23 protein-coding genes and 1 other RNA gene are annotated in these 24,049 nt (G+C 67.1%); 12 read left to right on the top strand and 12 right to left on the bottom strand.

Translation table 11 applies throughout. The annotated features are described in order from the left end of the window. Window positions 1-23: 23 nt before the first annotated feature. Window positions 24-932 carry a cytochrome c oxidase subunit II gene (coxB, locus tag ACQY9P_RS09895; RefSeq protein WP_421739429.1) on the bottom strand — a complete coding sequence of 303 codons (909 nt, stop codon included), beginning with the start codon at window positions 930-932 and terminating at the stop codon, window positions 24-26. A 352-nt stretch (window positions 933-1,284) separates the two neighbouring features. Between coxB and ACQY9P_RS09890 the strand changes: the two genes are divergently transcribed. Genes ACQY9P_RS09890 through tldD form a run of 4 tightly spaced genes read left to right on the top strand, consistent with a single transcriptional unit; the run spans window position 1,285 to window position 4,475 of the window. Then, complete coding sequence (locus tag ACQY9P_RS09890; protein ID WP_062143126.1) at window positions 1,285-1,611, top strand: PadR family transcriptional regulator; 327 nt, start codon at window positions 1,285-1,287, stop codon at window positions 1,609-1,611. Then, complete coding sequence (locus tag ACQY9P_RS09885) at window positions 1,608-2,174, top strand: DUF1700 domain-containing protein (protein WP_421739430.1); 567 nt, start codon at window positions 1,608-1,610, stop codon at window positions 2,172-2,174. Before ACQY9P_RS09890 ends, ACQY9P_RS09885 begins: the two co-directional genes overlap by 4 nt. 10 nt (window positions 2,175-2,184) lie before the next feature. Further along, window positions 2,185-2,979, top strand: a complete 795-nt coding sequence (locus ACQY9P_RS09880) for a GIN domain-containing protein (protein ID WP_421739431.1) — start codon at window positions 2,185-2,187, stop codon at window positions 2,977-2,979. Window positions 2,980-3,029: 50 nt separating this feature from the next. Further along, window positions 3,030-4,475, top strand: a complete 1,446-nt coding sequence (gene tldD, locus ACQY9P_RS09875; protein WP_421739432.1) for a metalloprotease TldD — start codon at window positions 3,030-3,032, stop codon at window positions 4,473-4,475. A gap of 72 nt (window positions 4,476-4,547) precedes the next feature. On the opposite strand, the gene ACQY9P_RS09870 is transcribed toward tldD, so the two are convergent. Then, window positions 4,548-6,446 carry a peptide MFS transporter gene (locus ACQY9P_RS09870; RefSeq protein ID WP_421739433.1) on the bottom strand — a complete coding sequence of 633 codons (1,899 nt, stop codon included), beginning with the start codon at window positions 6,444-6,446 and terminating at the stop codon, window positions 4,548-4,550. A 186-nt stretch (window positions 6,447-6,632) separates the two neighbouring features. Between ACQY9P_RS09870 and ACQY9P_RS09865 the strand changes: the two genes are divergently transcribed. Further along, window positions 6,633-7,115, top strand: coding sequence for a DUF427 domain-containing protein (locus ACQY9P_RS09865; RefSeq protein ID WP_421739434.1), 483 nt, complete (start codon window positions 6,633-6,635; stop codon window positions 7,113-7,115). Window positions 7,116-7,359: 244 nt separating this feature from the next. Beyond that, window positions 7,360-7,509: a hypothetical protein gene (locus ACQY9P_RS09860; protein ID WP_421739435.1), complete on the top strand. Its 150-nt coding sequence runs from the start codon at window positions 7,360-7,362 to the stop codon at window positions 7,507-7,509. 3 nt (window positions 7,510-7,512) lie between these two features. Here ACQY9P_RS09860 and recR read toward each other — a convergent pair whose 3' ends face one another. The 4 genes from recR to ffs all read right to left on the bottom strand — a co-directional run bounded on the left by recR (window position 7,513) and on the right by ffs (window position 10,635). Then, entirely contained in the window at window positions 7,513-8,121 is a 609-nt protein-coding gene (gene recR, locus ACQY9P_RS09855; RefSeq protein WP_421739436.1) for a recombination mediator RecR, read from the bottom strand. Between the two features lie 41 nt (window positions 8,122-8,162). Continuing rightward, window positions 8,163-8,492: a YbaB/EbfC family nucleoid-associated protein gene (locus tag ACQY9P_RS09850; RefSeq protein ID WP_421739437.1), complete on the bottom strand. Its 330-nt coding sequence runs from the start codon at window positions 8,490-8,492 to the stop codon at window positions 8,163-8,165. A 119-nt stretch (window positions 8,493-8,611) separates the two neighbouring features. Next, entirely contained in the window at window positions 8,612-10,450 is a 1,839-nt protein-coding gene (locus ACQY9P_RS09845) for a DNA polymerase III subunit gamma/tau (RefSeq protein WP_421739438.1), read from the bottom strand. Window positions 10,451-10,544: 94 nt separating this feature from the next. Then, an RNA gene (ffs, locus tag ACQY9P_RS09840) (signal recognition particle sRNA small type) lies at window positions 10,545-10,635 on the bottom strand. 87 nt (window positions 10,636-10,722) lie between these two features. Here ffs and nudC point away from each other — a divergent pair. Further along, window positions 10,723-11,661, top strand: a complete 939-nt coding sequence (gene nudC, locus ACQY9P_RS09835) for an NAD(+) diphosphatase (protein ID WP_421739439.1) — start codon at window positions 10,723-10,725, stop codon at window positions 11,659-11,661. 130 nt (window positions 11,662-11,791) lie between these two features. Here nudC and ACQY9P_RS09830 read toward each other — a convergent pair whose 3' ends face one another. The 6 genes from ACQY9P_RS09830 to phnC all read right to left on the bottom strand — a co-directional run bounded on the left by ACQY9P_RS09830 (window position 11,792) and on the right by phnC (window position 18,636). Then, complete coding sequence (locus ACQY9P_RS09830) at window positions 11,792-13,099, bottom strand: hemolysin family protein (protein WP_421739440.1); 1,308 nt, start codon at window positions 13,097-13,099, stop codon at window positions 11,792-11,794. Between the two features lie 236 nt (window positions 13,100-13,335). Beyond that, window positions 13,336-14,379, bottom strand: coding sequence for a substrate-binding domain-containing protein (locus ACQY9P_RS09825; RefSeq protein ID WP_421739441.1), 1,044 nt, complete (start codon window positions 14,377-14,379; stop codon window positions 13,336-13,338). Between the two features lie 67 nt (window positions 14,380-14,446). After that, window positions 14,447-15,703, bottom strand: coding sequence for an OprO/OprP family phosphate-selective porin (locus ACQY9P_RS09820; RefSeq protein WP_421739442.1), 1,257 nt, complete (start codon window positions 15,701-15,703; stop codon window positions 14,447-14,449). A gap of 286 nt (window positions 15,704-15,989) precedes the next feature. Continuing rightward, window positions 15,990-16,808: a phosphonate ABC transporter, permease protein PhnE gene (phnE, locus tag ACQY9P_RS09815; RefSeq protein ID WP_421739443.1), complete on the bottom strand. Its 819-nt coding sequence runs from the start codon at window positions 16,806-16,808 to the stop codon at window positions 15,990-15,992. 8 nt (window positions 16,809-16,816) lie between these two features. Continuing rightward, a complete protein-coding gene (gene phnD, locus ACQY9P_RS09810) occupies window positions 16,817-17,827 on the bottom strand; it encodes a phosphate/phosphite/phosphonate ABC transporter substrate-binding protein (RefSeq protein WP_421739444.1) in 1,011 nt (336 codons plus the stop codon). Beyond that, complete coding sequence (gene phnC / locus ACQY9P_RS09805) at window positions 17,824-18,636, bottom strand: phosphonate ABC transporter ATP-binding protein (protein ID WP_421739445.1); 813 nt, start codon at window positions 18,634-18,636, stop codon at window positions 17,824-17,826. The genes phnD and phnC overlap by 4 nt, the downstream gene beginning before the upstream one ends. A gap of 236 nt (window positions 18,637-18,872) precedes the next feature. Here phnC and ACQY9P_RS09800 point away from each other — a divergent pair, with 236 nt between their 5' ends. The 5 genes from ACQY9P_RS09800 (at window position 18,873) to ACQY9P_RS09780 (ending at window position 23,997) form a co-directional block, all read left to right on the top strand. After that, window positions 18,873-20,132, top strand: coding sequence for a type III PLP-dependent enzyme (locus tag ACQY9P_RS09800; RefSeq protein ID WP_421739446.1), 1,260 nt, complete (start codon window positions 18,873-18,875; stop codon window positions 20,130-20,132). Window positions 20,133-20,427: 295 nt separating this feature from the next. Then, complete coding sequence (locus ACQY9P_RS09795) at window positions 20,428-21,477, top strand: 1,9-bis(guanidino)-5-aza-nonane synthase (protein ID WP_421739447.1); 1,050 nt, start codon at window positions 20,428-20,430, stop codon at window positions 21,475-21,477. A 62-nt stretch (window positions 21,478-21,539) separates the two neighbouring features. Further along, window positions 21,540-22,328: an acid phosphatase gene (locus ACQY9P_RS09790; protein WP_421739448.1), complete on the top strand. Its 789-nt coding sequence runs from the start codon at window positions 21,540-21,542 to the stop codon at window positions 22,326-22,328. Window positions 22,329-22,368: 40 nt separating this feature from the next. Next, on the top strand, window positions 22,369-22,854 hold the full coding sequence (locus tag ACQY9P_RS09785) for a Fur family transcriptional regulator (protein WP_421739449.1): 486 nt from the start codon (window positions 22,369-22,371) through the stop codon (window positions 22,852-22,854). Between the two features lie 195 nt (window positions 22,855-23,049). Continuing rightward, window positions 23,050-23,997 (top strand): thioesterase family protein, encoded by a 948-nt coding sequence (locus ACQY9P_RS09780; protein ID WP_421739450.1) that lies wholly within the window; start codon window positions 23,050-23,052, stop codon window positions 23,995-23,997. The last annotated feature ends 52 nt before the right edge of the window (window positions 23,998-24,049 follow it).

Raw genomic sequence — 24,049 nt, 5'->3', positions numbered from 1 at the left:
CGGACTAATCCTGCAATCGTATCTTAAACCGCCGGCGCGGCGGGAGCCGCGGCCGGGACGGAAGCGGGAACGGCGGCCGGAGCCGAGACGGGAGTCGCGACCGGGGCCGCTGCGGCCGGCGGCGCGGTCTGGGCCTTAACCCAGGCGTCGAACTCGGCTTGCGAAACGACCTTGATCTCGATCGGCATGTTGGAGTGATCGACGCCGCAAAGCTCCGAGCACTGGCCGTAGTAGGTGCCGGTCTTCTCGGCCTTGAACCAGGTTTCGTTCAGGCGGCCGGGGATGGCGTCGGTCTTCAGGCCGAAGGCCGGAAGGGCGAAGGCGTGGATCACGTCGGCGCCGGTGACCTGCACGCGGACGACCTGATTGACCGGAACCACCATCGCCTTGTCGGCGGCCAGCAGGTACGGGACCTTCTTGGCGTCGGCGGCTTCCTTGCTCAGCGGCAGCGAGGTGATTTCGCTGATCTTCTGATCGGGATATTCGTAGCCCCAGTACCACTGGTAGCCGGTGGCCTTCACCGTCATGTACGGCTTGGGCATGTCGTTGTAGGCGAACAGCAGCCGGAACGAGAAGATCGCGATCACCATCAGGATGATCACCGGAACGACCGTCCAGATGATCTCGATGGTGGTGTTGTGGCTGAACTTGGCGGGGATCGGGTTCGACTTCGCGTTATAGCGAATGATGATCCAGCCCAGCAGGGCGGCCACGAACAAGACGATGACCGTGATGATCGGCATCAGGATCACGTTGTGGAACCAGATCGCGTCGGTCTTGAGCACCGAGGCGGCCGGCTGGAGGTCGATCGCCCCCGGCGTCGGCTGGCCCAGCAGATCCTGAGCGAGAGCCTGCCCTGCGAACATCACCGTGGCGGCGAGGGCGCTAGCGCCCGTCAGCATCCGCCGAATCCCCTGATTTTGCGCCTTCATATCCCTCACGGCCCGTTTCGGCGGCTTTTTTGACGTCTATCAAACGCCAGATCACGCCGACATGCATAATACAGTCAACGACGCGACACCCAACCATCGACCCAATACGAGTCGACGCCAAGCCCGCCCCTTTGGCTGGTCTGCTGGCTGCATACGCGCATCATCTTCCGTTGCCAAGCACCAGACACCACGCGGAAAGCGCGGCGTGGAAGCCTTTCGCCAGCTCAGTTGCGAGTAGCTTTCAAAAAGCCGGAATCCGGCCTCCGGATCATTACGTATCATTCATGGACAGGTACCTTGCACCACTCAGTACCTGTCGGTAGAAGAGTGCATCAACCGAGGCGAGGACCCAGTGCCGGAAGCCATTGAAATTCAATTGAAGAAGGGCGTGCTGGCGCTGTGCGTGCTGGCCCTGCTCTCACGCGCCGACAGCTATGCCTATGAAATCGCAAGCAAGCTCGCGAAGGACATCGATATGGGGGAGGGAACGATCTATCCGCTGATGCGCCGCATGCAGTCGGACGGTCTGGTGGAGACCTATCTGGTCGAATCCCAGAGCGGACCGCCGCGCAAGTACTACCGCCTGACGTCGGCTGGCCGCGCCAGCTTCACGCAGCAGAAGGCCGAATGGGCCGCCTTCACCACCGCCGTCGAAGACATCCTGGGAGCCGCCGCATGACCCGTAATGAGTTCATGACGCGGTTGCGTCGCGGCCTTTCAGGTCTGGCGCCCACCACGATCGCCGACATCGTCGCCGATCACGAGGCCCACTTCGCCGACGCCATCGCCGCGGGCCGCACCGAGGCCGAGGCCGCCGCCGCCCTGGGCGACCCCGACCGCCTGGCCCGTGAGCTGCGCGCAGACGCCGGCCTCAAGCGCTGGGAGGAGACCAAGAGCCCCTCCAACGCCGGCGCCGCCATCGTGGCCCTGATCGGCCTGGGGGCCATCGACATCATGTTCCTGCTGCCCCTGCTGATGGGCGTTCTGGGAACCCTGTTCGGAATCCTGGTCGCCGTGGTGGCCCTGTTCGTCTCCGGCGGCTTCGTCTTCGCCATGGGCCCGTTGACCGGTCCTCCGGGCGGCGCGCTGACGGCGTTCCTGGCCGGCGTGGGCCTGATGGCGGGGGCCACCTTCCTGGGCGCCCTGCTGACCCTGGCCACGATCGGGATCTTCAACGCGGTCGTCTGGTACGGCCGGCTTCACTTCCGGCTGCTCAAGCCGGCCATCGATCAGCAAGCCTGAGGGGGCCATCATGATCCGCAATCTGCTTGTCATCGCCGGCGCCAGCTTCGTGCTGATGCTCGGCTGCGCCGCCGGCGTGGTCGCCCTGGCCGGTCCCGTCATCATGAAGGAGGGCTGGACCGTCCCCTTCGACGACGACGACGTGACCATCCGCCGCACCCATGTCGACATCAGCGGCGCCAAGCCCGTGCCCCAGGTCTCGCGCAAGCTGGCCTGGACGGGCGAGACGCTGGCGATCGACCTGCCGGTCGACGTCACCTACGTGCAGGGTCCCATCGCCGGGATCGAGGTCAACGGGCCCAAGGCCTATGTCGACCGGTTGCGCGTCGAGAACGGTCGCCTGAGCCTGGCCGGTGAGGTCGAAGACGATCACAACCTGCACGGCGAGGCCCTGACCATCGACCGCTACGGCCTGCGCATCCAGAGCAACGCCGAGCGCATGAAGATCGTGGTCACCGCGCCCAAGGTCAGCCAGTTCCAGCTGAACGGTTCGGGCGACCTCGAGATCCAGAACTACGACCAGCCGACCCTGACCCTGGCGATCAACGGCAGCGGCGACATCAACGCCGCGGGCCGGACCACCGGCCTGTTCCTGACCGGCTCGGGCTCGGGCGACGCCGAACTGGACGACCTGCGGGCCATGGACGCCGACATCGCGCTGGCCGGCAGCGGCAACGCCGAGGTCGACGCCAGCAACAAGGTCAAGATCGCCATCTCGGGCAGCGGCGACGTCAGTCTGCGGTCCCAGCCGACGAGCGAAACCAGCAACATCAGCGGCTCCGGCTCGGTGCGCCACAACGACTGAGACAAAGGGGCGGGGTGACGGAACGGCTTCGAGCGCTTACCTGTAGGCGCATGAACGCTCCGATCCCCGCCTCTCTTTTGGCCGCCCCCTCCCTTCTGGACGCCGCCGGCGTCGATCCCGACCGCGCCCGCAAGATCCTGGGCGAGGCCCTGGCCGGCGCCGATGACGGCGAGCTCTTCATCGAGCGCTCCGAGAGCGAGTCCTTCGTCTTCGACGACGGCCGCCTCAAGAGCGCCTCTTATGATTCGGGCGAGGGTTTCGGCCTTCGCGTCGTGGCCGGCGAGACCGCCGGTTACGCCCACGCCGCCGAGGTTTCGGAGGCCGCCATCGGCCGCGCCGCCGCCTCGGCCAGCCTGGCCAAGCGCGGCTATGCCGGCGTCAGCGCCGAGGGCCCCCGTTCGACCAATGAGCGGCTGTACGGCGAGGACGATCCGCTCGCCTCGCCCGCCTTCTCCGACAAGGTGTCCCTGCTGCAGGAGATCGACGCCTTCGCCCGGGACCGCGATCCGCGCGTCGTTCAGGTGATGGCCTCGATGGCCGGCGAGCGTCGGGTGATCGAGATCCAGCGCGCCGACGGCAAGCTGGTGCGCGACGTCCGTCCGCTGGTCCGCGTCAATGTGCAGGTCACGGTCGAGAAGGACGGCAAGCGCGAAAGCGGCTCGTCAGGGGCCGGCGGCCGCGCCGGCTTCGCCGCCTGGATCAGCCCCGACAAGTGGCGGGACCAGGTCGACGAGGCCCTTCGTCAGGCGCTGGTCAACCTCGACGCCGTCCCCTGCCCCGCCGGCGAGATGGACGTGGTGCTGGGCTCGGGCTGGAACGGCGTGCTGCTGCACGAGGCCGTCGGCCACGGCCTGGAAGGCGACTTCAACCGCAAGGGCATCAGCGCCTTCTCCGGCCGCATCGGCGAGCGGGTGGCGGCCAAGGGCGTCACGGTGTTTGACGACGGCTCGCTGCCGGGCCGCCGGGGCTCGCTGACCATCGACGACGAAGGCACCCCCACCGAGCGCACCATCCTGATCGAGGACGGCATCCTGGTGGGCTACATGCATGACCGCATGAGCGCCCGCCTGATGGGCATGCGCGCCACCGGCAACGGCCGCCGCCAGTCCTACGCCCACATGCCCCTGCCGCGCATGACCAATACTGGCATGCTGGCCGGCAAGGACGATCCGGCCGAGATGATCGCCTCGATGAAGCGCGGCCTCTACTGCGCCAATTTCGGCGGCGGCCAGGTGGACATCACCAACGGCAAGTTCGTCTTCCAGTGCACCGAGGCCTATCTGGTCGAAGACGGCAAGATCACCGCCCCGGTCAAGGGCGCCACCCTGATCGGCGACGGCCCCAGCGCCCTGACCAAGGTGACGATGATCGGCCACGACTTCGACTTCGACCCCGGCATCGGCGTCTGCGGCAAGTCCGGCCAAGGCGTCCCGGTGGGCGTGGGCCAGCCCAGCCTGAAGATCACCGGCCTGACGGTGGGCGGCACGGCGGTCTGATCCTCCGTCCGACCCCGCAGATACAAAAAAGGCCCCGGATCGCTCCGGGGCCTTTCGTTTTTGGGCGATGACCTAGTGGATGGTCGTGGCCGTATCGACCGGAACGGCGTCGGTGTCGTCCGAGCCGTGCGACCACTTCTTCAGCCAGGGCGACAGCACCAGGAACAGCACCCCGATCCCGATCGAGACCAGGCCGATGACGTTGAAGACCTTCAACGACGCCGCCAGGGCCGCGCCGGGGTCAAGAACCTGGCCGCCGACGGTTTCCGTGGCGGTCAGGCCGGCGATCTTGCCGCCGACCAGCTGGGCGATGGCCACGGCCATGAACCAGACGGCCATCATGAACGACACCACCGCCGTCGGCGACAGCTTGGTCATCTGCGACAGACCCACCGGCGACAGGCACATCTCGCCGGTGGTGTGCAGCATGTACATCATCACCAGGAAGATCAGCGGCATGCGGAAGGCGCCGTCGGCGAAGTGCGCGCCCCATTGCAGGATCAGGAAGCCCGCCCCGACCTGGGCCAGGCCCAGACCGAACTTGACGACCGGGTTCAGGTCCTGGCCGCGACGGCCCAGGAAGGTCCACAGCGCCGCGAAGATAGGGGCGAAGATCAGGATCCAGCCGGCGTTCAGGGCCTGGGTCTGCGGGGCGTTGAAGCTGGTGTTGACCCAGAAGGTCGAGCCCGCGTCGATCCCGGCCCGGGCCAGTTGCTCGGGCGTGCCCAGGGTGACGGCCGCGCCGAACAGGCGGATCGGCTCGCGAACCAGGTCCAACTGCACGTTGGTGGCGGCGAACAGGCTGAGCGACGAGCCGGCCTGCTCGAACAGGGTCCAGAACACCACCGCGCCGAAGATCAGGAACACCGCCAGGGCCAGGCGCTCACGCTCGGCCCTGTCGCACTTGGTGAACATGAACCAGCCGATATAGCCCAGCGACGCCAGGATGCCGGCGATCAGGGCCGCGCCGACCACGGGGTTGCTCTGCACCAGGAAGAACACGCCGATGATGCCGGCCAGCGAAAAGCCGTAGATCGCCGTCTCGCGGTTGATCGGGCCCAGAACCTTGGCCTTCAGGGCCTTGGGCTCGGGCGGCTCGGCTTTGCCTTCCAGCAGGGGCTTGCCCAGCACGAAGACCACGAAGCCCGCCGCCATGCCGACGCCGGCCAGGCCGAAGCCCGCCCACCAGCCGACCGTGACACCCAGCAGGCCGCACAGGATCGAGGCCCAGAACGAGCCCAGATTGATGCCGTAATAGTAGAGGTTGAAACCGGCGTCGCGACGCGGATCGCCCTGCGGATACAGCTGCCCGACGATGGTCGAGATGTTGGGCTTGAGGAAGCCGACGCCGACGATGATCAGCGAAAGGGCCAGCCAGAAGATGTTCAGATACAGCGGGTCGCGACCCTTCACGTCCAGCTTGTAGGCGGTCTTGGCCAGCACGGCGGGCAGCGGCGCGTCGGCGGGCAGGCCCTTGACCTCGAAGTCGCCGGTCTTGGTGGCGGCGACCTCGTAGGGCTTGCCGGCGACCACCAGCTTGGCCACACGGTCCTGGCCGCGTCCCTCGGAGACGAACTCATAGGTCGCGCCCTGGTAGGTCAGGGTCTGGACGGCGGGCTTGCCCTCGATGGCCATGGTCAGGTGGCCGGCGACCAGCAGCACGGCGCCGAACGCCACGGCCTTGCGGGTGCCCAGATACTTGTCGGCCAGGAAGCCGCCGATCAGCGGCAGCAGATAGACCAGCGAGGTGTAGGAGCCGTAGTGGTTGGACGCGACCTTGGGATCGAACAGGAAGTGCTGCGTCAGATAGAAGATCAGGATGGCTCTCATGCCGTAGTAGGAGAAACGCTCCCACATCTCGGCGAAGAACAGGATGATCAGTCCCTTGGGATGGGTTCGGAGAAGCTGGATAAGCACGGGAACCCCGGTCACGAGCGTGACCAGAATCCCCAGGGCGATGACGATATTCATTCACTAACCTTGACGTGATGAGGGGTCGGGACGGCCGCGACGGTCGTTTCGCCCTCTCCTCCCCCAGTTCACGGGGAGAAGATCACGCGACAATGCGTTTAACAAGCAATGGCTTGCCAGGATGGACCCATGTCTGTCCGGCGCGCGTTTCAGTGGCTACACATTTCGACTCGCGGGAGAAAGCCGATGAAGACGCCGGACGAAAGCCACCCGATCACCCTGGAGCGCGAACAGGCCCGGGTGCGGGTTCTGTTCGAGGGTCACGAGATCGCCGACAGCGTCGATGTCATCCTCCTGCGCGAGGCCGGCTATCCGCCGGTGCGCTATTTTCCGCGCGATGACGTGCGGATGATGTTCCTGCGCCGCACCCACAAGGTGACCCATTGCCCCTACAAGGGTGACGCCGCCTATTTCACCATCTATCGCGACGCCAAGGTCATCGACGACGCGGTCTGGTCCTACGAGGACCCCTATCCCGCCGTGGGCGAGATCGGCGGTCGGGTGGCCTTCTATCCCCAGCATGTCGAGTTCCAGGTCGGGGCCCTGACCGCGGCGCAGACCGAATCAGTCGATGTCGGTGAGGTTGTTCGTCACACCGATAGCGGTTCGGGCGCGAGCCAGGCGGAGCGCTGGCCTTCCACCGTCGACGGCCCCGCCGAACAGGGGTGAGACCCTTCGCCACATTTGAGGCAAAAATGCACAAAAACGAAGCAAATCTGGTCCAACTTACCCTTCGGCACCCCATTCGGCGTTTATAAGTGGAATAAAATTCCACAGGCACTCTAGCGTGGGACGCTTTGACGCGTTACACCTGCCTCTCAAGATTGGTAAAGGTTGGTTAAGCGTCTCGGGCGTTGCATGGCCTTCGACGCAATTGCGTACAGCCTCCGTCAGAGAGGCATGGAGGAGACACATGGCCTACGTCAGCTTCGACCACGCGCCGTCCGTCGGCGCTACGCCCCGCCTCAATATCCCGCGCCTGGCGTGGGGCCGTATCGCCGCGATCAGTTTCAGCCTCGCCTTCTGGGTGGGTCTGGCCCTGGTGATCCAGGCGATTCTCTAGACTTCAGGCCGGTCGCCGGGCCCGGAGGGCTTGGGCGATCGTGCCGTCGTCCAGCCAGTCCAGGTCGCCGCCGACCGGAACGCCGCGCGCCAGCATCGTTACCGACACGCCCGCGTTCGAGTTGGCCAGCCGGTCGGCCAGATAATGCGCCGTGGTCTGCCCATCGACCGTCGCCGGCAGGGCCAGGATGACCTCGGCCACCTCTCCCCCCTGAACCCGACTCAGCAGTTCGCCGATTCGCAGCGCTTCGGGACCGATCCCGTCCAGCGCCGACAGCAGGCCGCCCAGCACGTGATAGCGGCCCTTGAACTGGCCGCCGCGCTCCATGGCCCACAGCGAGCCGACCTCCTCCACCACGCAGATCAGCCGGCCGTCGCGCGTCTCGTCGGCGCAGACGGCGCAGGGCTCCGTGGTGTCCAGCGACCCGCAGATAGAGCAGGTGCGCACCTTGGCCTGGGCGTCGACCATGGCCGCCGTCAGCGGTGCCAGCAGGGTGTCGCGCTTCTTGAGCAGCGCCAGCGCCGCCCGCCGCCCCGAACGCGGACCCAGCCCCGGCAGCTTGGACAGCAGGGCGATCAGGCGCTCGATCTCGGGTCCGGCGGAGGCGGCCATTCTCTTCCTTAAAAATCCCCTCCCCACGGAAGGGGAAGGTCCTAGAACTTCATGCCGGGCAGGCCGCCCATCATGCCCGCCATCGGGCCGGCGGCTTCCTGCATCAACTGGGCTTGGCGGGCGTCCAGCTTCTTCTTGGCGTCGGCGTGGGCGGCGATGATCAGATCGGCGATCACCTCGCCCTCGCCCGGCTGGACCAGGCTTTCATCCATCAGGACCCGGACCAGCTCGCCCGAGCCCATCAGGGTGACGGTGACCATGCCGCCGCCGGAAGTTCCGTCGATCGTCAACTCAGCCAGCCTGGCCTGGGCGTCCGCCAGTTTCTGCTGCATGGCCTGGGCCTGCTTCATCAGGCCGCCGAGGTCTTTCATGTCATTCTCCAACTGAACTTGTCATCCCGGCGAAAGCCGGGACCACGGCAGGCGCCGGCGTTTCCGGCGGTCCCGGCTCGGCGCGCTTCGCGCTTGGCCGGGATGACGGTTTAAACGGCCTAGTCCTCGACCTCGTCCGGCTCGATCGGCGCGGCGATCGGGCCGGGGATCTTGCGGACTTCGATTTCCGCGCCCGGGAAGGCGGTGAGCAGCGAAGCCACGAACGGGTCGGCCCGGATCTGGACCATCGCCTCGTTCTTCTCGCGCTTCTCGCGCTCCATCAGGGTTTCGGCCCCGCCGCCGCCCTCGGCGGCGACCAACCACGGCTGGCCCGTCCACTCCTTCAGCGCCCGCACCAGGCGTCCGGCCAGGTTGCCGGGCGCGCCGGGGGCGGCCTCGTAGGTGATCGCGCCCGGACGGAAGCTGATCGGGCGCACGAACTGCTCGACGTCGAGGCGCAGGCCGATGTCGCGCTTCTCGGCGATCAGCTTCAGCACGTCGTCGAACGAGGCCAGCACCGGCAGGGCCTGGGCTGCGGGCGAGGCAATCGACACGGCCTGGGCGCTGACGCCGCCGCCGGAACCGCCACCGCCGCTCAGCGAACCGCCGCCGCCGGGAGCTCCACCGACGGGTGTTCCGTCGCGCAGCGCCTTCAGGGCTTCTTCCGGACCGGGCAGATCGGCCGCGTAACACAGGCGGATCAGGGCCATTTCGGCGGCGGCCATGGCGTCGGGCGCACGGCGCACCTCGTCATGGGCCTTGAGCAGCATCTGCCACAGCCGCGAGAGCGTGCCAGCGGAGGTATGAGCCCCGATGGCGGCCAGGCGCGCGGCCTGTTCCTTGGGCAGGGTCAGGGCGTCGGGCCCCAGGGCCTTGGCCACGGCCGAGCCGTGGCAATGATCCAGCAGATCCAGCATCACCACCGCCGGATCGGCCCCGAAACCCCACAGCGCGCGGAAGCCTTCCAGGGCGTCGGCGGGCTTGCCGCTCATCACGGCCTCGAACAGGGCGATGGTCTGGCCGCGATCGGCCAGGCCCAACATGTCGCGGATCACCGCGGCCGAAACGGTGGCCCCGCGCTCGGTCTGGACGATGGCCTGGTCCAGCAGCGACAGGCCGTCGCGCACCGAGCCCTCGGCGGCGCGGGCGATCAGCGCCAGGCCGTCGGCGTCGACCCGCGCGCCTTCCTTGGCGGCGATCTTGTCGAAGTGCTTGACCAGCACGTCGGGCTCGACCCGGCGCAGGTCGAAGCGCTGCGTGCGCGACAGGATGGTCACCGGCACCTTGCGGATCTCGGTGGTGGCGAAGATGAACTTGGCGTGCGGCGGCGGCTCTTCCAGCGTCTTGAGCAGGGCGTTGAACGCCGCCGTCGACAGCATGTGCACTTCGTCGATGATGTAGACTTTATAGCGTGCCTCGACCGGGGCGTAGCGCACCCCGTCCAGCAGCTCGCGCATCTCGTCGACCTTGGTGCGGCTGGCGGCGTCCAGTTCCAGCACGTCCATGTGCCGGCCCTCGATGATCGAGCGGCAGTGGCGGCCGTCGACGGTGAGGTCGACCGAGGGCGAATGAACGGTGTCGGTCTCGTAGTTCAGCGCGCGGGCCAGCAGGCGGGCGGTCGTGGTCTTGCCCACCCCGCGCACGCCGGTCAGCATGAAGGCGTGGGCGATGCGGCCGCTGGCGAAGGCGTTGGCCAGGGTGCGGACCATGGCCTCCTGGCCGATCAGGTCCTCGAAGGTGCGCGGCCGATACTTGCGCGCCAGCACGGTGTAGGCGGCGTCGGAATCGGACGGAGCCTCGGCGACCGGCGCGGGCGCCGGCGTCGCGACCGGCGCGGTCGCCACGGGCGTCGGTTCTGCGGGCGGCGCGCCGAAGATGTCGGCCGTCTTGTCATCGCGCTCGGCGGGTTCGTCCCACGGCGGATCGGAATCGGATGTGAGGTCGTCGTGGTCGGCCATGCGTCAACTGTAGTGCGCCGGAGCGCCCAGCAAAAGGCTCGCTCGTCGATGACGGCCAGATGCTGACAGATTTGCGGGAAAGGTCGGGAAAGGTGGAGACCGGCGGACGACCCGAAGCTTGGCTCGTTGTGGCTGCTGCCTCTCGGCCCTGACCAGATTGGCGAGGGCTCCGCCCGTCACCGATCTCCGAGGCCTATATCGCGACTCACGACCGCATATGCAAGTCCGCGCGACGTCGTGACGACTCTTCATGGCTGGGCTACAGAAATCGCATGGCTCTCTCGATCATCACCAACACCTTCGCCGGAAACCCCCTGGACCGCTCAAGCGAGCGACGGGGCGACGAGTCCTGGCTGGCCGAAAAGCTCGCCGACGCCGCCTCGCTGGCCGTGGCGATCTGGAACGGCAAGCCGCTGGTCGAGGACGTGCTGGACGAGGACGGCAAGCCCAGCGGCGCCCAGATCGCCTATCTGCGCGCCGACATGGCCCAGGAGCTGGCCGGCGGAACCGAGAAGCTGCTGTTCCTGGGATTGTGGAAAGACATTGCCGTCTTCGCCGTCGATCTGGACGGCAGCGCCGATCCGGCCGAGGGGCCGCTGAAGGGCCTGGGCCGGTTCGAGGAACTGCGCGGGATCGCCGCCTCGATGCCGCCGGCCGACGCCGGCATCCTGGCCACCGCCCGCTCGATGTTCGAATGGCGCCGGCGGCATCGCTGGTGCAGCGCCTGCGGCCAGCCATCCCAGGTGGGCGACGCCGGCTGGAAGCGTATCTGCCCCGCCTGCAAGGCCGAGCATTTCCCACGCACAGATCCGGTGGCGATCATGCTGGCGGTGTACGAGGACAAGTGCCTGCTGGGTCGCCAGGCGATCTGGCCGGCCGGCATGTTCTCGGCCCTGGCCGGCTTCCTCGAACCGGGCGAGACCATCGAGGAGGCCTGCGCCCGCGAACTGATGGAAGAGGCGGGACTGACGGCCACCTCGGTCCGCTACCACTCCAGCCAGCCCTGGCCCTGGCCGTCATCGCTGATGATGGGCCTGATCGCCGAGGTCGACAGCAACGAGGCCCGCCCCGACCAGACCGAACTGGAAGAGGTGCGCTGGTTCACCAAGGAAGAGGCCGGCGCGCTGATCCGGGGCGAACTGGAAGGGGTGTTCGCGCCGCCGGCCCTGGCCATCGCGCATCAGCTGATCAAGGCGTGGGTGGAAGAATAGTCGACGATCCTCCCCCAGAAGGGGGAGGCGGCCGTCAGGCCGGTGGGGGAAAACCCCTCCGCGTCAGCAAGACTACCCCCTCCGATCGCTTCGCGATCTCCTCCCCCTTCAGGGGGAGGACGGGAGCGCCCTACTCCTCGGCCTCGCCCCGCCGCTTGCGGGGCTTGAAGATCACCTTGTCGATGCGCGAGGCGTCCATGTCGACGATCTCGACGTCGAAGCCGCCCAGTTCGATGATCTCGCCTTCGCGCGGGATGCGGCCCAGGCGATCAAGGATCAGGCCGGCGACGGTGTGATAGCCGCCCTCGGCCTCGAAGGCCTCGCCCAGACCGTCGTTCAGTTCCTGGATGTCGAGGCGGGCGTCGACCAGCCACGAGCCGTCTTCCCGACGCAGCATGCGGGTGTCGGTCTCGTCATGGTCTTCCGGGAAGTCGCCGGCGATCATTTCCAGCAGGTCCAGCGGGGTGATCACGCCCTGCACCGAGCCGAACTCGTCGACCACCAGGGCCATGTGCAGCGGCGTCTGCTTGAACACCGCCATCGCCCGCAGCAGCGACATGGTCTCGGGGATGGCGATCGGCTGCTGCACGTGAGCGGCCACGTCGATCGGTCCGCCGCCCAGGCAGGCGTCCAGCAGGTCCTTCTTCAGGACCACGCCGATCTCGCCATCCAGATCATCGTCCGTCGCGACCACGATGCGCGAATAGGGACAGCCGCGGATCTCCATCAGGATCTCCTCAGGCGTGTCGGCCAGAGAGATCCAGAAGAGGTCGCGGCGCGGGGTCATGGCCACGCGGACCGGACGGTCGCCCAGACGCAGCACCTCCTGGATCATCGAGCGCTCTTCCGGCTCGATCAGGCCGGCGTCGGCCCCCTCGGCTAGGACGGTCTCGACTTCCTCGGCGGTCATGTCGTTGGTCCGCTCGTCGCGCACGCCCATCAGCTTGAGGATGGCGGCGGTCGAGACGGTCAGGATGGTCACGAACGGGCGCAGCACCATGGCGACGATGGCCAGGAACGGCGCCATGCGGCGGGCGATGGCGTCGGGGAACTGCAGGGCCAGGCGCTTGGGCACCAGTTCGCCCAGGATGACCGAGACATAGGTCAGGCCGATGACGACCACGATCGTGGCGATGGCCTCGGAATGCGGCCCGACGATCGGCTTGGGCTCGAGCCACTTGTCCAGGGCCCCGGCGATGGTGGCCTGGCCATAGGCGCCGGCCAGGATGCCGATCAGGGTGATGCCGACCTGCACGGCCGACAGGAACCGTGTCGGATGCTCGGCCATGGCCAGGGCCAGCTTGGCGCCCTTGTCGCCGCGATCGGCGAAGGTCTGGAGCCTGGCCCGGCGGGCGGAAACCACCGCGAGTTCGGACATGGAGAAGACCCCGTTCAGAAGAACGAGGAGGAACACGACGGCGAGCGCGAGAAGTATCATGGCCGGAGCGCGGTCCGCGAAAGTGTAGTCGGTTTCGCGAACAGAGCGCGCTCTCCCTTAGGACCCGGCCGTTTGCGTCGCAAACGGTTGGGGGGTCAATGACGCGGCGCCGGACGACGACCGCGGCCCCTCTTCCTTGCGCGGCGAGGGCGAACCGTGGGGCACACTATACAAAAGAAAACGCCGCGGCCCATAGGACCGCGGCGCTGAAGTCAGCAAGGGGAGGAAATTAAGTCTTACGAGGCCGGGCGGGCCATCGGCGTGCCGGCTTTGGCGACAGCCTTCTGGCCTTCGTGGGCGCCGGGGGGCAGCGGGATCAGACCGCGGCCTTGCAGGTAACCACCACGACCCGTGGCGGCGTCCGACACGAACTCGTTGACGAAGTCCTGCAGGCCCGGGGTCACGCCCAGGTTGGCCTTCTTGACGTAGATGTAGAGCGAACGCGACAGCGGGTAGGAGCCGTCCGAGATCGTCTGGGCCGAGGGCTTCACGCCGTTGACCGACGAGCCCTTGATCTTGTCCATGTTCTCTTCGAGGTAGGACCAGCCGAAGACGCCCAGCGAGCCGGGGGTCTTGGTCAGGGTGCCCACGATGGCGTTGTCGTTTTCGCCGGCGTCGATCCAGCCGTCGTTACGCAGCGGGTCGACCTTGGACTTGAACAGCTTTTCGTTGTCCGAGCGGATGGCGTCGATCGACGGGAACTTGCGGGCGCCGGCCTCGATGGCCAGTTCCACGAAGGCGTCGCGCGTGCCCGACGAGGGCGGCGGGCCATAGACCTGGATGCGGTTGCCCGGCAGGCCGCCGCCGACGTCGTCCCAGGTGTTGGTCGTGTTCTTCACCCATTGGCCGCCCTTGTAGACGTTGGCGGCCAGGCCGAGGAACAGCTGCTCGGTCTTGAAGTTGTAGTCGGCGCCGTCCTTGTCGGTGGCGATGACGATGCCGTCGAAGCCGATCTTGATCTGGACGATGTCCTTGACGCCCTTGGCGGCGCAGGCGTCGAACTCGGACTTCTTCATCGGACGCGAGGCGTTGGCGATGTCGGGGAAGCCTTCGCCGGCGCCCGAGCAGAACAGCTTGATGCCGCCGCCGGTGCCCAGCGATTCAACCTTCGGCGACTTCTTGCCGGTCTTCTTGGCGTAGTTCTCGGCCACGCGGGTCGAGAAGGGGAACACGGTCGAGGAGCCAGCGGCCCAGACATAGTCACGGGCGGCGTAGGCGGGGGCGGCGGCCATGCCCGAGAGGGCGACGACGGCGGCCGCGCAGGAAAGCAGCTTCTTCATGGAGAACTCCTGGAAGTCTCTACAGCGTGAAAGAGTCGGGCCGGCCCCGTGGGCCGGCCCTAAGGGCTTAGAAGTCCAGTTGCGCGCGCAGCTGGAATTGCTTGATGTCGAAGTCTTGGTTCAGACCGATGTTGTCGCTCTTGCCGTCGGTGTAGTTGGCCTGGAAGCGGACATACGGGGTCGGGTAGTAGTTCGCGCCCAGGGTCCAGCCGGTGTATTCGCCGGCTTGCGACGTGGCGGGCTTCACCTTCAGGGTGTCGTAGGCGTCGCCCAGGTCGGCGAAGTCATAACGAACGGCCAGTTCCAGACCGCCCCAGCCACCGGCCGTGATCGGGTTCAGGATCTTCGGACGCTTGAACTCGCCGGCGACCTGATCGTAGTTGCGGGTCTCGCCCGTCGGCCAGAAGCTGACGAAGGCGTAGCCGACCTTGATGGTCGGATCGGCGCCGACGGTCGCCGAGTTCTGGCGGGTCACGTCGATGCTCGAATATTCGCCCTGGATCGACAGCGGGCCGTGCACCCAGGCGCCTTCGACGGCGATGGTGTTGTCGCGGTTGCCGATGGCGCCGGTCGTGTAGAACGTGGCGTTGCTGTAGGCGGTGTTGGTGCGGCCGGTATAGGCGAACGCGCCTTCATCGCCGCGGTTGCGGTAGCGATACGAAGCGGCGATGTGCAGCTTGTTCTGGTCCGTCGCGATCGGCGCCCAGTGAGCGCGGCCGGTGATGACCAGGCGTTCCTTGGAGTCGGCCGAGGCGTTGACGACGTCGGCGTTGTTGATGCTGCCGCCCTGGACGCCCAGGGTGAAGCTGTAGTCGGGGCCGAACTTCTTGGCCACGACGCCCAGCTGATAGCTGTCGACGCCGAAGTCACCGTAGGGACCGCGGTCCATGAAGGTGGTGAAGCGGGTCGAGGTCAGGTTTTCGAGGCCGGCGACCTTGATGTTGCCGAACAGCAGGCTGGTGTCTTCGGTCGGCTTGTATTCGATGACCACGTCGTCCCAGGCCCAAGCGCCGCCGTTCACGGCGCCGCCTTCAGCCTTGTAGGCGATGTAGTTGTTCAGCTTGCCTTCGACGCCGAGGAACGCCTGGCGACCGCGCGTGTTGCGGGTCTTGAAGTCGCCGCCAGGGCCGTCGCGCGTCACGTCCTGGAACACGGCGTCCAGCAGGATGCGGCCGCGAACCTTGAAGTAGGTGTCGTCGTTGGTCCATTGCGGCGCGCCCTTCCAGGACACGGTGTTGTCTTGAGCGTGCGCCGCAGCGCCAAGCCCGAACGCGAGCATCAGGCCGAGCGCCGAGCCGCTCACGAGCGCGGTCTTGTTCCGCATGTCGAAATCCCCTTAAGGCTGCCCCCTGCCCGTTTTGTCCGGGATCAGGATGAGAGCGGCTTAACGAGCGGGGATGACGGTTCAGCCACCGATTTATGACGGCTCGATGACATGGGTTTTCAAGGGGTTAACCTGTGGCGCCGGAGATACATGATCGTCCGTCTACCGACGTCATATGCCGCAGGTCGCGGCGAATGCGGATCCAGATGAGCGCTGGGGCGGCTCCGTCGCATGACCGATCCGCAGCCCCGGCGGCAGGGTGCTGCAGCGCCCTGCGCGGCGCGCCTTACAGCAGCCGGGTACGGATGATCTGCGACAGCAGGTCGATCAGCGAGACGGCCACGACGATGACCAGCACGATGCAGCCGGTCTGGCCGTACTCAAAGCCGTTCACCGATTCCAGCAGCACCTGACCGATGCCGCCCGCGCCGATCAGGCCCAGAACTGTTGCCGACCGGCTGCTGGATTCGAAGCGGTACAGCGCATAGCTGGTCCACAGCGGCGCCACCTGCGGGATCACGCCCCAGACGATTTCCTGCAGCGGCACGGCGCCAGTGGCGCGCACGCCCTCAACCGGGCCCTTGTCGATCGACTCGACGGCCTCGGCGAACAGCTTGGCCAGCACGCCGCCGGTGTTGAACATCAGGGCCATGACCCCGGCGAACGGGCCCAGGCCCACGGCGGTGATGAAGATCAGGGCCACCACCAGATCGGGCAGGGAGCGGATCAGGTCCAGCAGCCGGCGGACGGGCTGCTGGATCCAGGCCGGCGTGATGTTCTTGGCGCCCAGCAGGCCCAGGGGAATGGCGACGATGATGGCCAGGGCCGTACCCCACAGCGCCATCTGGATGGTCTGCCACATCTTGCCGATATAGATCGGCCAATCCATCGACATGAACAGCGCGGCGTCGCCGAACGGCGCGAAGAAGCCGTTGGCGAACTCGCGCATCCGCCCCGCTTCGGTGAACAGCTGCGGGAACTTGTCGATCTCGGCCGGCTTGAAGCTGACGACCAGCAGGGCGATCACCCCGCCCCACAGCAGGATGTCGAAGGCCAGGGCCGAGGCCGACCTCTTGGGCGGCTGCGGGATGGTGTCGCTGCTCATCGACAGGCTCAGTTGACCGGCGCGGCCAGGCCGGCCTTGCCCTCGGCGGCCAGGCGCTCGGCCTTGATCCCGTCGAGATCCTTCTGGGCGGCGGCGATCTTGGCGGCGTCGCCCGTTTCCTGGGCCAGGCCCAGATGCTCAAGGGCCTCCATCTCGCGGACCACCAGCAGATGACTGTTGTCGGCCGGCTTGAAGCCGCCCATCGACAGCTTGGCCAGGTTGGCGCGTTGCTGGGCCGCGACCGGCGTGTCGCCCTGGCCGTAGGTCAGGAAGAACTGGCGGACCTTCTCCTTGATCACCGGATCCAGCGCCTTGCGCCAGACGATGGGATCTTCCGGCAGGGTCGGCGATTCCCAGATCACCTTGACCTTGCCCGACTGGGCCGCGCCGCGATCGTCGTTCAGCCGCAGGGCCGTGGTGTTGTTGGTCGCCGCGTCCAGCTTGTGGTTGGCCACCGCGAACAGGTTGGCGTCATGGCTGGCGCTGAGCACGGTCTTGAAGCAGTTTTCAGGCTTCTTGCCGGCCGGGATGAAGACATAGGTCATCGGCGCCAGGGTGCCCGAGGTCGACTTCTTGTCGCCGATCCCGAAGTTCAGCGTCTTGTCGCACTTCAGCAGGCCCTCGAGGGTCAGCTTGCTGTCGGCCGGCACGATGATCACCGACTTGTAGCCGTCGGTGCCCGACGGATCGAAGGTGCGGGCGAAGACCTCGCCGCCCGAGCGGCGCACGGCTTCCAGGCCCGACTGGTTCGAGAACCAGCCAACATCGGTCTGGTCGGCGCCCATGGCCACGATCAGCGACGAATAGTTGGACGAGAAGAACGGCTTCACCTTGTAGCCGGTCTGCTTTTCCATGTCGGCCAGGATGGGCTTCCAGTAGCTCTCCATGTTCTGGGCCGACTCGGTCGACAGGATCGAGAACACGATCGTGTCCTTGGTCTTGGGCGCGGCCGGCTTCTGCCCGCACGCGGACAGGGCCAGGGCGGCGACGGCCAAGGTGATGATGCTGCGGCGGATCATTGCGGAGCTCCTTCCCAGAATACGTCCTCGAATTCCGGGCCGTAGATGTCGATGAGTTTTTCGCGCTTCAGGCCGCTGGCCGGTCCGTCATAGACCTTCTTGCCGGCCTTCAGGGCCACCACCCGGTCGCAATAGCGCAGGGCGTAGTCCACCTGGTGCAGGGTGACGACCACGGTCAGGCCGTCGGATTTGTTGAGATCGCGCAGGATCTCCATGACCTTGCGCGCCGAGACCGGGTCCAGCGAGGCCACGGGCTCGTCGGCCAGGATGATCTTGGCCTTCTGGACCAGGGCCCGGGCGATCGCGCCGCGCTGCTGCTGGCCGCCCGACAGGGTGTTGGCGCGCTGGGCGGCGTAGTCGGAGACCCCCACGCGGTGCAGGGCCGCCATGGTCGCGGCCCGCGTCTCCGCCGGCCACGCGCCGAACACGCCTCGCCAGAACGGGATGCGCCCCAGCGAGCCGAGGGCCACGTTGCTGAACAGCGACAGGCGGCCCACCAGATTGAACTGCTGGGCGATGAAGCCGATGCGCACGCGGGCCTTGCGAACCTGGTCGCTGACCCGGCCCCGGGCCTGTACCGGACCGCTGAAGGCGGTGATCACGCCTTCTCCGCTCTTGTCGTCAGCGGGCGCGTCGATGGTCTGGAGACCGTCGATCGAGCGCAGAAGCGTGGATTTGCCCGAGCCCGAAGGGCCGATGAGCGCGATCATCTCGCCCCGACCGACGTCGAGCGAAACGGCGTCCAGCGCACGGCGAGACCCGAAGGTCTTGGAGGCGGCGCGGATCGAGAGAACAGGGTCCGACGTCATGGTCGGGGCGAATCCTTAACGAGGTTTCGGGCCAAGGGGAATGCGTTCACCGCTTTGGCGGCGCTTCGCAATGGATTTGTGACGGCCGGTGGATCAAATCGCCTCGGGACCGCGTTCAAAAAGGAACTTTACATCAGGGGTCGATGCCCCTATTTCGCACGGCTCCGGCGGACCCGAAGTCCTCATAAGCGCTGCTAACGCCGGCTGGGTTTAACTTCTGCAGGGGTCTACGTGAATTGCACACGTACCATGAACCCCTGGACCTGGTCCGTGAGCGGTCACCGGAACGTCCTGTCGCACTCGTGCGGCCAGACGCGGTTTCCGTAGCGGCGCGCTGGTTCCAGGCTGAATTTAAAGGCGACGTCTTTTACGCGGTGAAGGCCAACCCTTCGCCGTGGGTGATCCGCGAGCTCGTGGACGCCGGCGTCCGGTCGTTCGACGTCGCGTCGCTCAACGAGATCGAACTCGTCGGGCAGCACGCGCCCGGCTCGCGCATGGCCTTCATGCACCCGGTCAAAAGCCGCGTGGCGATCTCGTCCGCCTATTTCGATCACGGCGTGCGGACGTTCTCGTTCGACACCCACGAAGAGCTGGCCAAGATCCAGGACGCGACTGGCGCCGCCAAGGACCTCAACCTGATCGTCCGCATGGGCGTGCAGGCCGAGGGCGCGGCCTACAGTCTGTCGGGCAAGTTCGGCGTCGAGCCGCACGCGGCTCCGGCCCTGCTGCTGGCCGCCCGTCGCGCCACCCAGGACCTGATGGGCGTGTCCTTCCACGTGGGCAGCCAGTGCATGCGCCCCACCGCCTATCAGGCGGCGATGGCCCAGGCCTCGCGCGCCCTGGTGCGGGCCGGCGTGCTGGCCGATGTCGTGGACGTGGGCGGCGGCTTCCCGTCGATCTATCCCGGCATGGCGCCCCCGGAACTGTCCGAATATCTGGCCGCCATCGATCGCGGCTTCAACGACATGATGGTTCACGAGTCGACCCAGCTGTGGTGCGAACCCGGCCGGGCCCTGGTGGCCGAAGCCTCGTCGCTGCTGGTCAAGGTCGAGCTGAAGAAGGGCGACGCGCTGTATCTGAACGACGGGTCGTATGGCTCGCTGTTCGACGCTGCGCACATGAAGTGGCCCTTCCCGGTCAAGCTGCTGCGCAAGAACGGCGAGGTCGTCGAGGAAGGCCTCAAGCCCTTCCGCTTCTACGGCCCCACCTGCGACAGCGTCGATCACATGCCCGGCCCGTTCTACCTGCCGGAAAGCGTGGACGAAGGCGATTACATCGAGATCGGCATGCTGGGCGCCTATGGCGTGGCCATGTCGACCCGCTTCAACGGCTTTGGCGAGAACGAGACCGTCGAGGTCCAGGACGCGCCGATGGCCTCGATGTACGGCCTGGCCAAGCGCTCGATCCCGACCCACAAGCCGGAATCGGAAGAGCGCAAGGTCGTCCGCTTCTCGCGCCCCAAGGGCGCGGCGGGCAAGAAGCGCCGTCGTCGTTAAATCAATCGCGGTGCGTCCTTCGAGGCTCGCCAAAGGGCGAGCACCTCGGGATGAGGATTTCTTTGCAATGACTTCCTCATCCTGAGGCGCCTGCGCGGCAGGCCTCGAAGGACGCACGGCGCGAGCACGGCGCAAAATCGTCACTAAGCGATGGCGAAAATCTGAGTTAAACCGCGCGCCGCATCCCACGTTCAAGCGTTGGGACACGAACCGTATTTCCGCTCCCGCCGGTTGCTCCGTCCCGGCGAAGAGCTTGCTTCAACGACGGGCGTCCAAAGTCAGGGAAACCGAAGCGATGAACGCTCCCGTTCCGAACTCCAAGGCCGAGCTCCTCCAGAACGTGGTCGAGCACATCGACATCACGTCCTTCGACGCCCGCCCGATCATCGACGCCATGCGCAAGATGTCGTTCAGCAGCCGCGACACCGCCCGCGCCGCCGACATCTTCAACATGGCCCTGGAAGACAAGTCCTGCTCGCCGTGGCTGATCCTGGCCGGCTCCACTTCGGCCGGCGGCTGCATGCACGTCTATCGCGACATGGTGCAGAACGGCATGATCGACGCCGTGGTCGCCACTGGCGCCTCGATCGTCGACATGGATTTCTTCGAGGCCCTGGGCTTCAAGCACTATCAGGCCGCCGGCCCGGTCGACGACAACGTGCTGCGCGACAACTATATCGACCGCATCTACGACACCTATATCGACGAGGAAGAGCTCCAGAACTGCGACCACACGATCCTGGAGATCTGCAACCGCCTGGAGCCGCGCGCCTATTCCAGCCGCGAGTTCATCTGGGAAATGGGCAAGTGGCTGTCCGAGGGCAACGCCAAGAAGCCCGGCTCGCTGATCCAGACGGCCTATGAGCAGGGCGTGCCGATCTTCTGCCCGGCCTTCGTCGACAGCTCGGCCGGCTTTGGCCTGGTCAAGCACCAGAAGGAAAAGATCGCCGCCAAGCAGCCCTATCTGATGATCGACGCGGTCGCCGACTTCCGCGAACTGACCGACATCAAGATCGCGGCCGGCACGACGGGCCTGTTCATGGTGGGCGGCGGCGTTCCCAAGAACTTCGCCCAGGACACCGTGGTCTGCGCCGAGATCCTCGGCGTCGAGGCCGACATGCACAAGTACGCGATCCAGATCACCGTGGCCGACGTGCGCGACGGCGCCTGCTCGTCGTCGACCCTGAAAGAGGCCGCCTCGTGGGGCAAGGTCAACACTACCCACGAGCAGATGGTCTTCGCCGAAGCCACCACCGTGGTGCCGCTGATCGCCTCGGACGCCTATCACCGCGAAGCCTGGAAGGGCCGCGAGCGTCCGCGCTGGAACAAGCTGTTCGGCAAGTAGGCTTGATAGCGTCACGATGAAAATGCAGGGTCCCTCGAACAACCGTTCGGGGGACCTTTTTCATGCGCGCCAGCCTTATGATCCTCGTCAGCGCCCTGGCCCTGGCGGGTCCTGGCCTCGCCGCCCCCGGCCAGCCGGTCTCCACCGCGCCCGCCGGCTATCTGGCGCCGGGAACCTATGACGCGCTCAAGGTCCTGCCGCCCGCGCCCCCGCCGGGCTCGCCCCAGGCCGAGGCCGATCGCAGGATCTTCCTGGCGACCCGCGCCCTGAAGGACACGCCGCGCTGGGCCCTGGCCCAGAAGGACGTCGACGAGAAGGCGATCCTGGCCGACTTCGACTGCGCCCTGGGCTTCACGCCGTCCCTCACCACCACGCCGCGCATGGCCGGGCTGCTGCTGCGCCTGCGGTTCGATATCGGCGCGGCGGTGAACGGCCCCAAGGACTTCTACAAGCGCCCCCGCCCCTATCTGGTCGATGAGGGCCCGATCTGCGTCGACAAGAGCGATGGCCTGGCCAAGAGTCCGGACTACCCCTCGGGCCACGCGACCTGGGGCTATGCGATCGGCCTGGCGCTGGCCCAGGCCGATCCCGAGCACGCCACGGCGATCCTGGCCCGCGCCCGGGCCTTTGGCGAAAGCCGACTGGTCTGCGGCGTTCACAACGCCAGCTCGGTCTCGGCCGGCCAGCTGAACGCCTCGGCCCTGATGGCGACCGTCAGCGGCACCCCGCTGTTCCAGTCCGACCTAGCCGGCATCCGCAAGGAGATCGCCGCCGCCCGCAAGGCCGGTCCCGCGCCGGACAAGACCCGCTGTGACGCCGAAGCCGCCCTCGTGACCCAGCCTCTGCTCTGAGCCGCTTGCGGGAGAGGCCTAGCGCCTTTACCTCTTGGCCATGGCCCATCACGCCGCTTGCGAGCACGATCACGACCACACCGGCGTCGCCGGAACGGCCCTCGCGGCTGAACTGGAGGCCGCGGAGGCGCGTTGCGTCGCCGCCGACCAGCGCCTGACCGCGCCGCGCCGCCGGGTGCTGGAGCAACTGCTGCAGGCCGGCCAGCCGGTGAAGGCCTATGACCTGATCGCCACCTTCGGCGGCGAGGGCCCCCCGGCCAAGCCGCCGACCGTCTATCGGGCGCTGGACTTCCTCGAGAAGCAGGGCTTCGCCCATCGCATCGAGAGCCTCAACGCCTATGTCGCCTGCCGCAAGGAGGCCGACGGCCACGCCGCCGCCTTCCTGATCTGCGACTGCTGCGGCGTGACCCGCGAGATCGAGCCCAAGGCCAGCGCCGAGATCATCGCCGCCGGCGAAGCGGCCGGCTATCGCCTGACCGGCGTGACCATCGAAGCGCACGGGCTGTGCGCGGACTGCCGGGGCTAAAGCCTCATCTGCCCCCTACGGGGGCGGACGACCGCGCAGCGGTCCGGTGGGGGCAAGTGGTCGGCCATCATGGCGACTGGCCCCCACCGCGCTGCGCGCTCCTCCCCCGTAGGGGGAAGATGATCGCGTGATTGCCTCGCCCGCACGAACCCCGCTAAGACTCAAACAACCGTTCAACCCGCCGAGACGCCCGCCATGACGACCGCTGAGACCCTTCCCGGCGTCGAGATCTGGCGCGGAGGCGTCAATACCTGGGACTGCGACGAGATGGGGCACATGAATGTGCGCCACTACATCGTGCGCGCCATGGAGGGCCTGGCGGGTCTGGCGGCGGAACTGGGCCTGCCCCACGCCTTCACGCCCTACGCCAACGCCACCTTGCTGGTGAAGGAACATCACGTCCGCTTCCTGCGCGAGGCCCATGCCGGCGCGACCCTGCACATGCTGGGCGGGGTGATCGAGATCACCGACACCGAGGCGCGCCTGCTGCAGCTGCTGGTGCACTCGGCGACTGGCGAACTGGCCGCGACCTTCCAGACCACGGTCGTCCACGCCACCCCGCGCGAGGGCGAGGTGTTTCCCTGGCCCCGGATCACCCGCGAGCGGGCCGAGGTCCTGAAGGTCGAGGTTCCGGAGAAGGCCCGGAGCCGCAGCATCGCGCTGGACGCCTTCGTCCCGACCGCCAGCCTGGCGCGCGCCGATGCGCTGGGGCTGAAGCGGATCGGCCTGGGCGCCCTGTCGCCCACCGAGTGCGACGTGTTTGGTCGGATGCGCGCCGAGCAGTTCATCGGCCGGGTCTCGGACGGCATCGGCAGCTTCATCGGTCCGTTCCGGGACGTGATCGTCGAGCATGCCGACCACCGGCCGACGCGATTTGGCGGGGCGGTGCTGGAGTACCGGCTGGCCTATCTGCGCTGGCCCCGGGCCGGCGACCGGGTCGAGCTGCGCTCGGGCCTGATCGGCTCGGACCCGCGCACCATGCGCATGGCCCACTGGATGATCGATCCGGCGACCGGCGCGCCTTGGGCCACGTCGGAAGCCGTGGCCATCACCTTCGACCTCGACGCCCGCAAGGCGGTGCCGGTCAGCCCGGCGGCGCAGGATGCGCTGGGGGCGTTTTCGGTGGCGGGGCTCGCCCTTTAGTTCCGTTCTCCCCGGCGAAAGCCGGGGCCCAGATCGAACCCTGATAGGTCCA

Source organism: Caulobacter sp. (assembly GCF_965279145.1).
In the GTDB taxonomy this organism is placed as follows: domain Bacteria; phylum Pseudomonadota; class Alphaproteobacteria; order Caulobacterales; family Caulobacteraceae; genus Caulobacter.
Note: the sequence above shows the minus strand (reverse complement) of the source record. Positions and strands in the feature narration are given on the sequence as shown.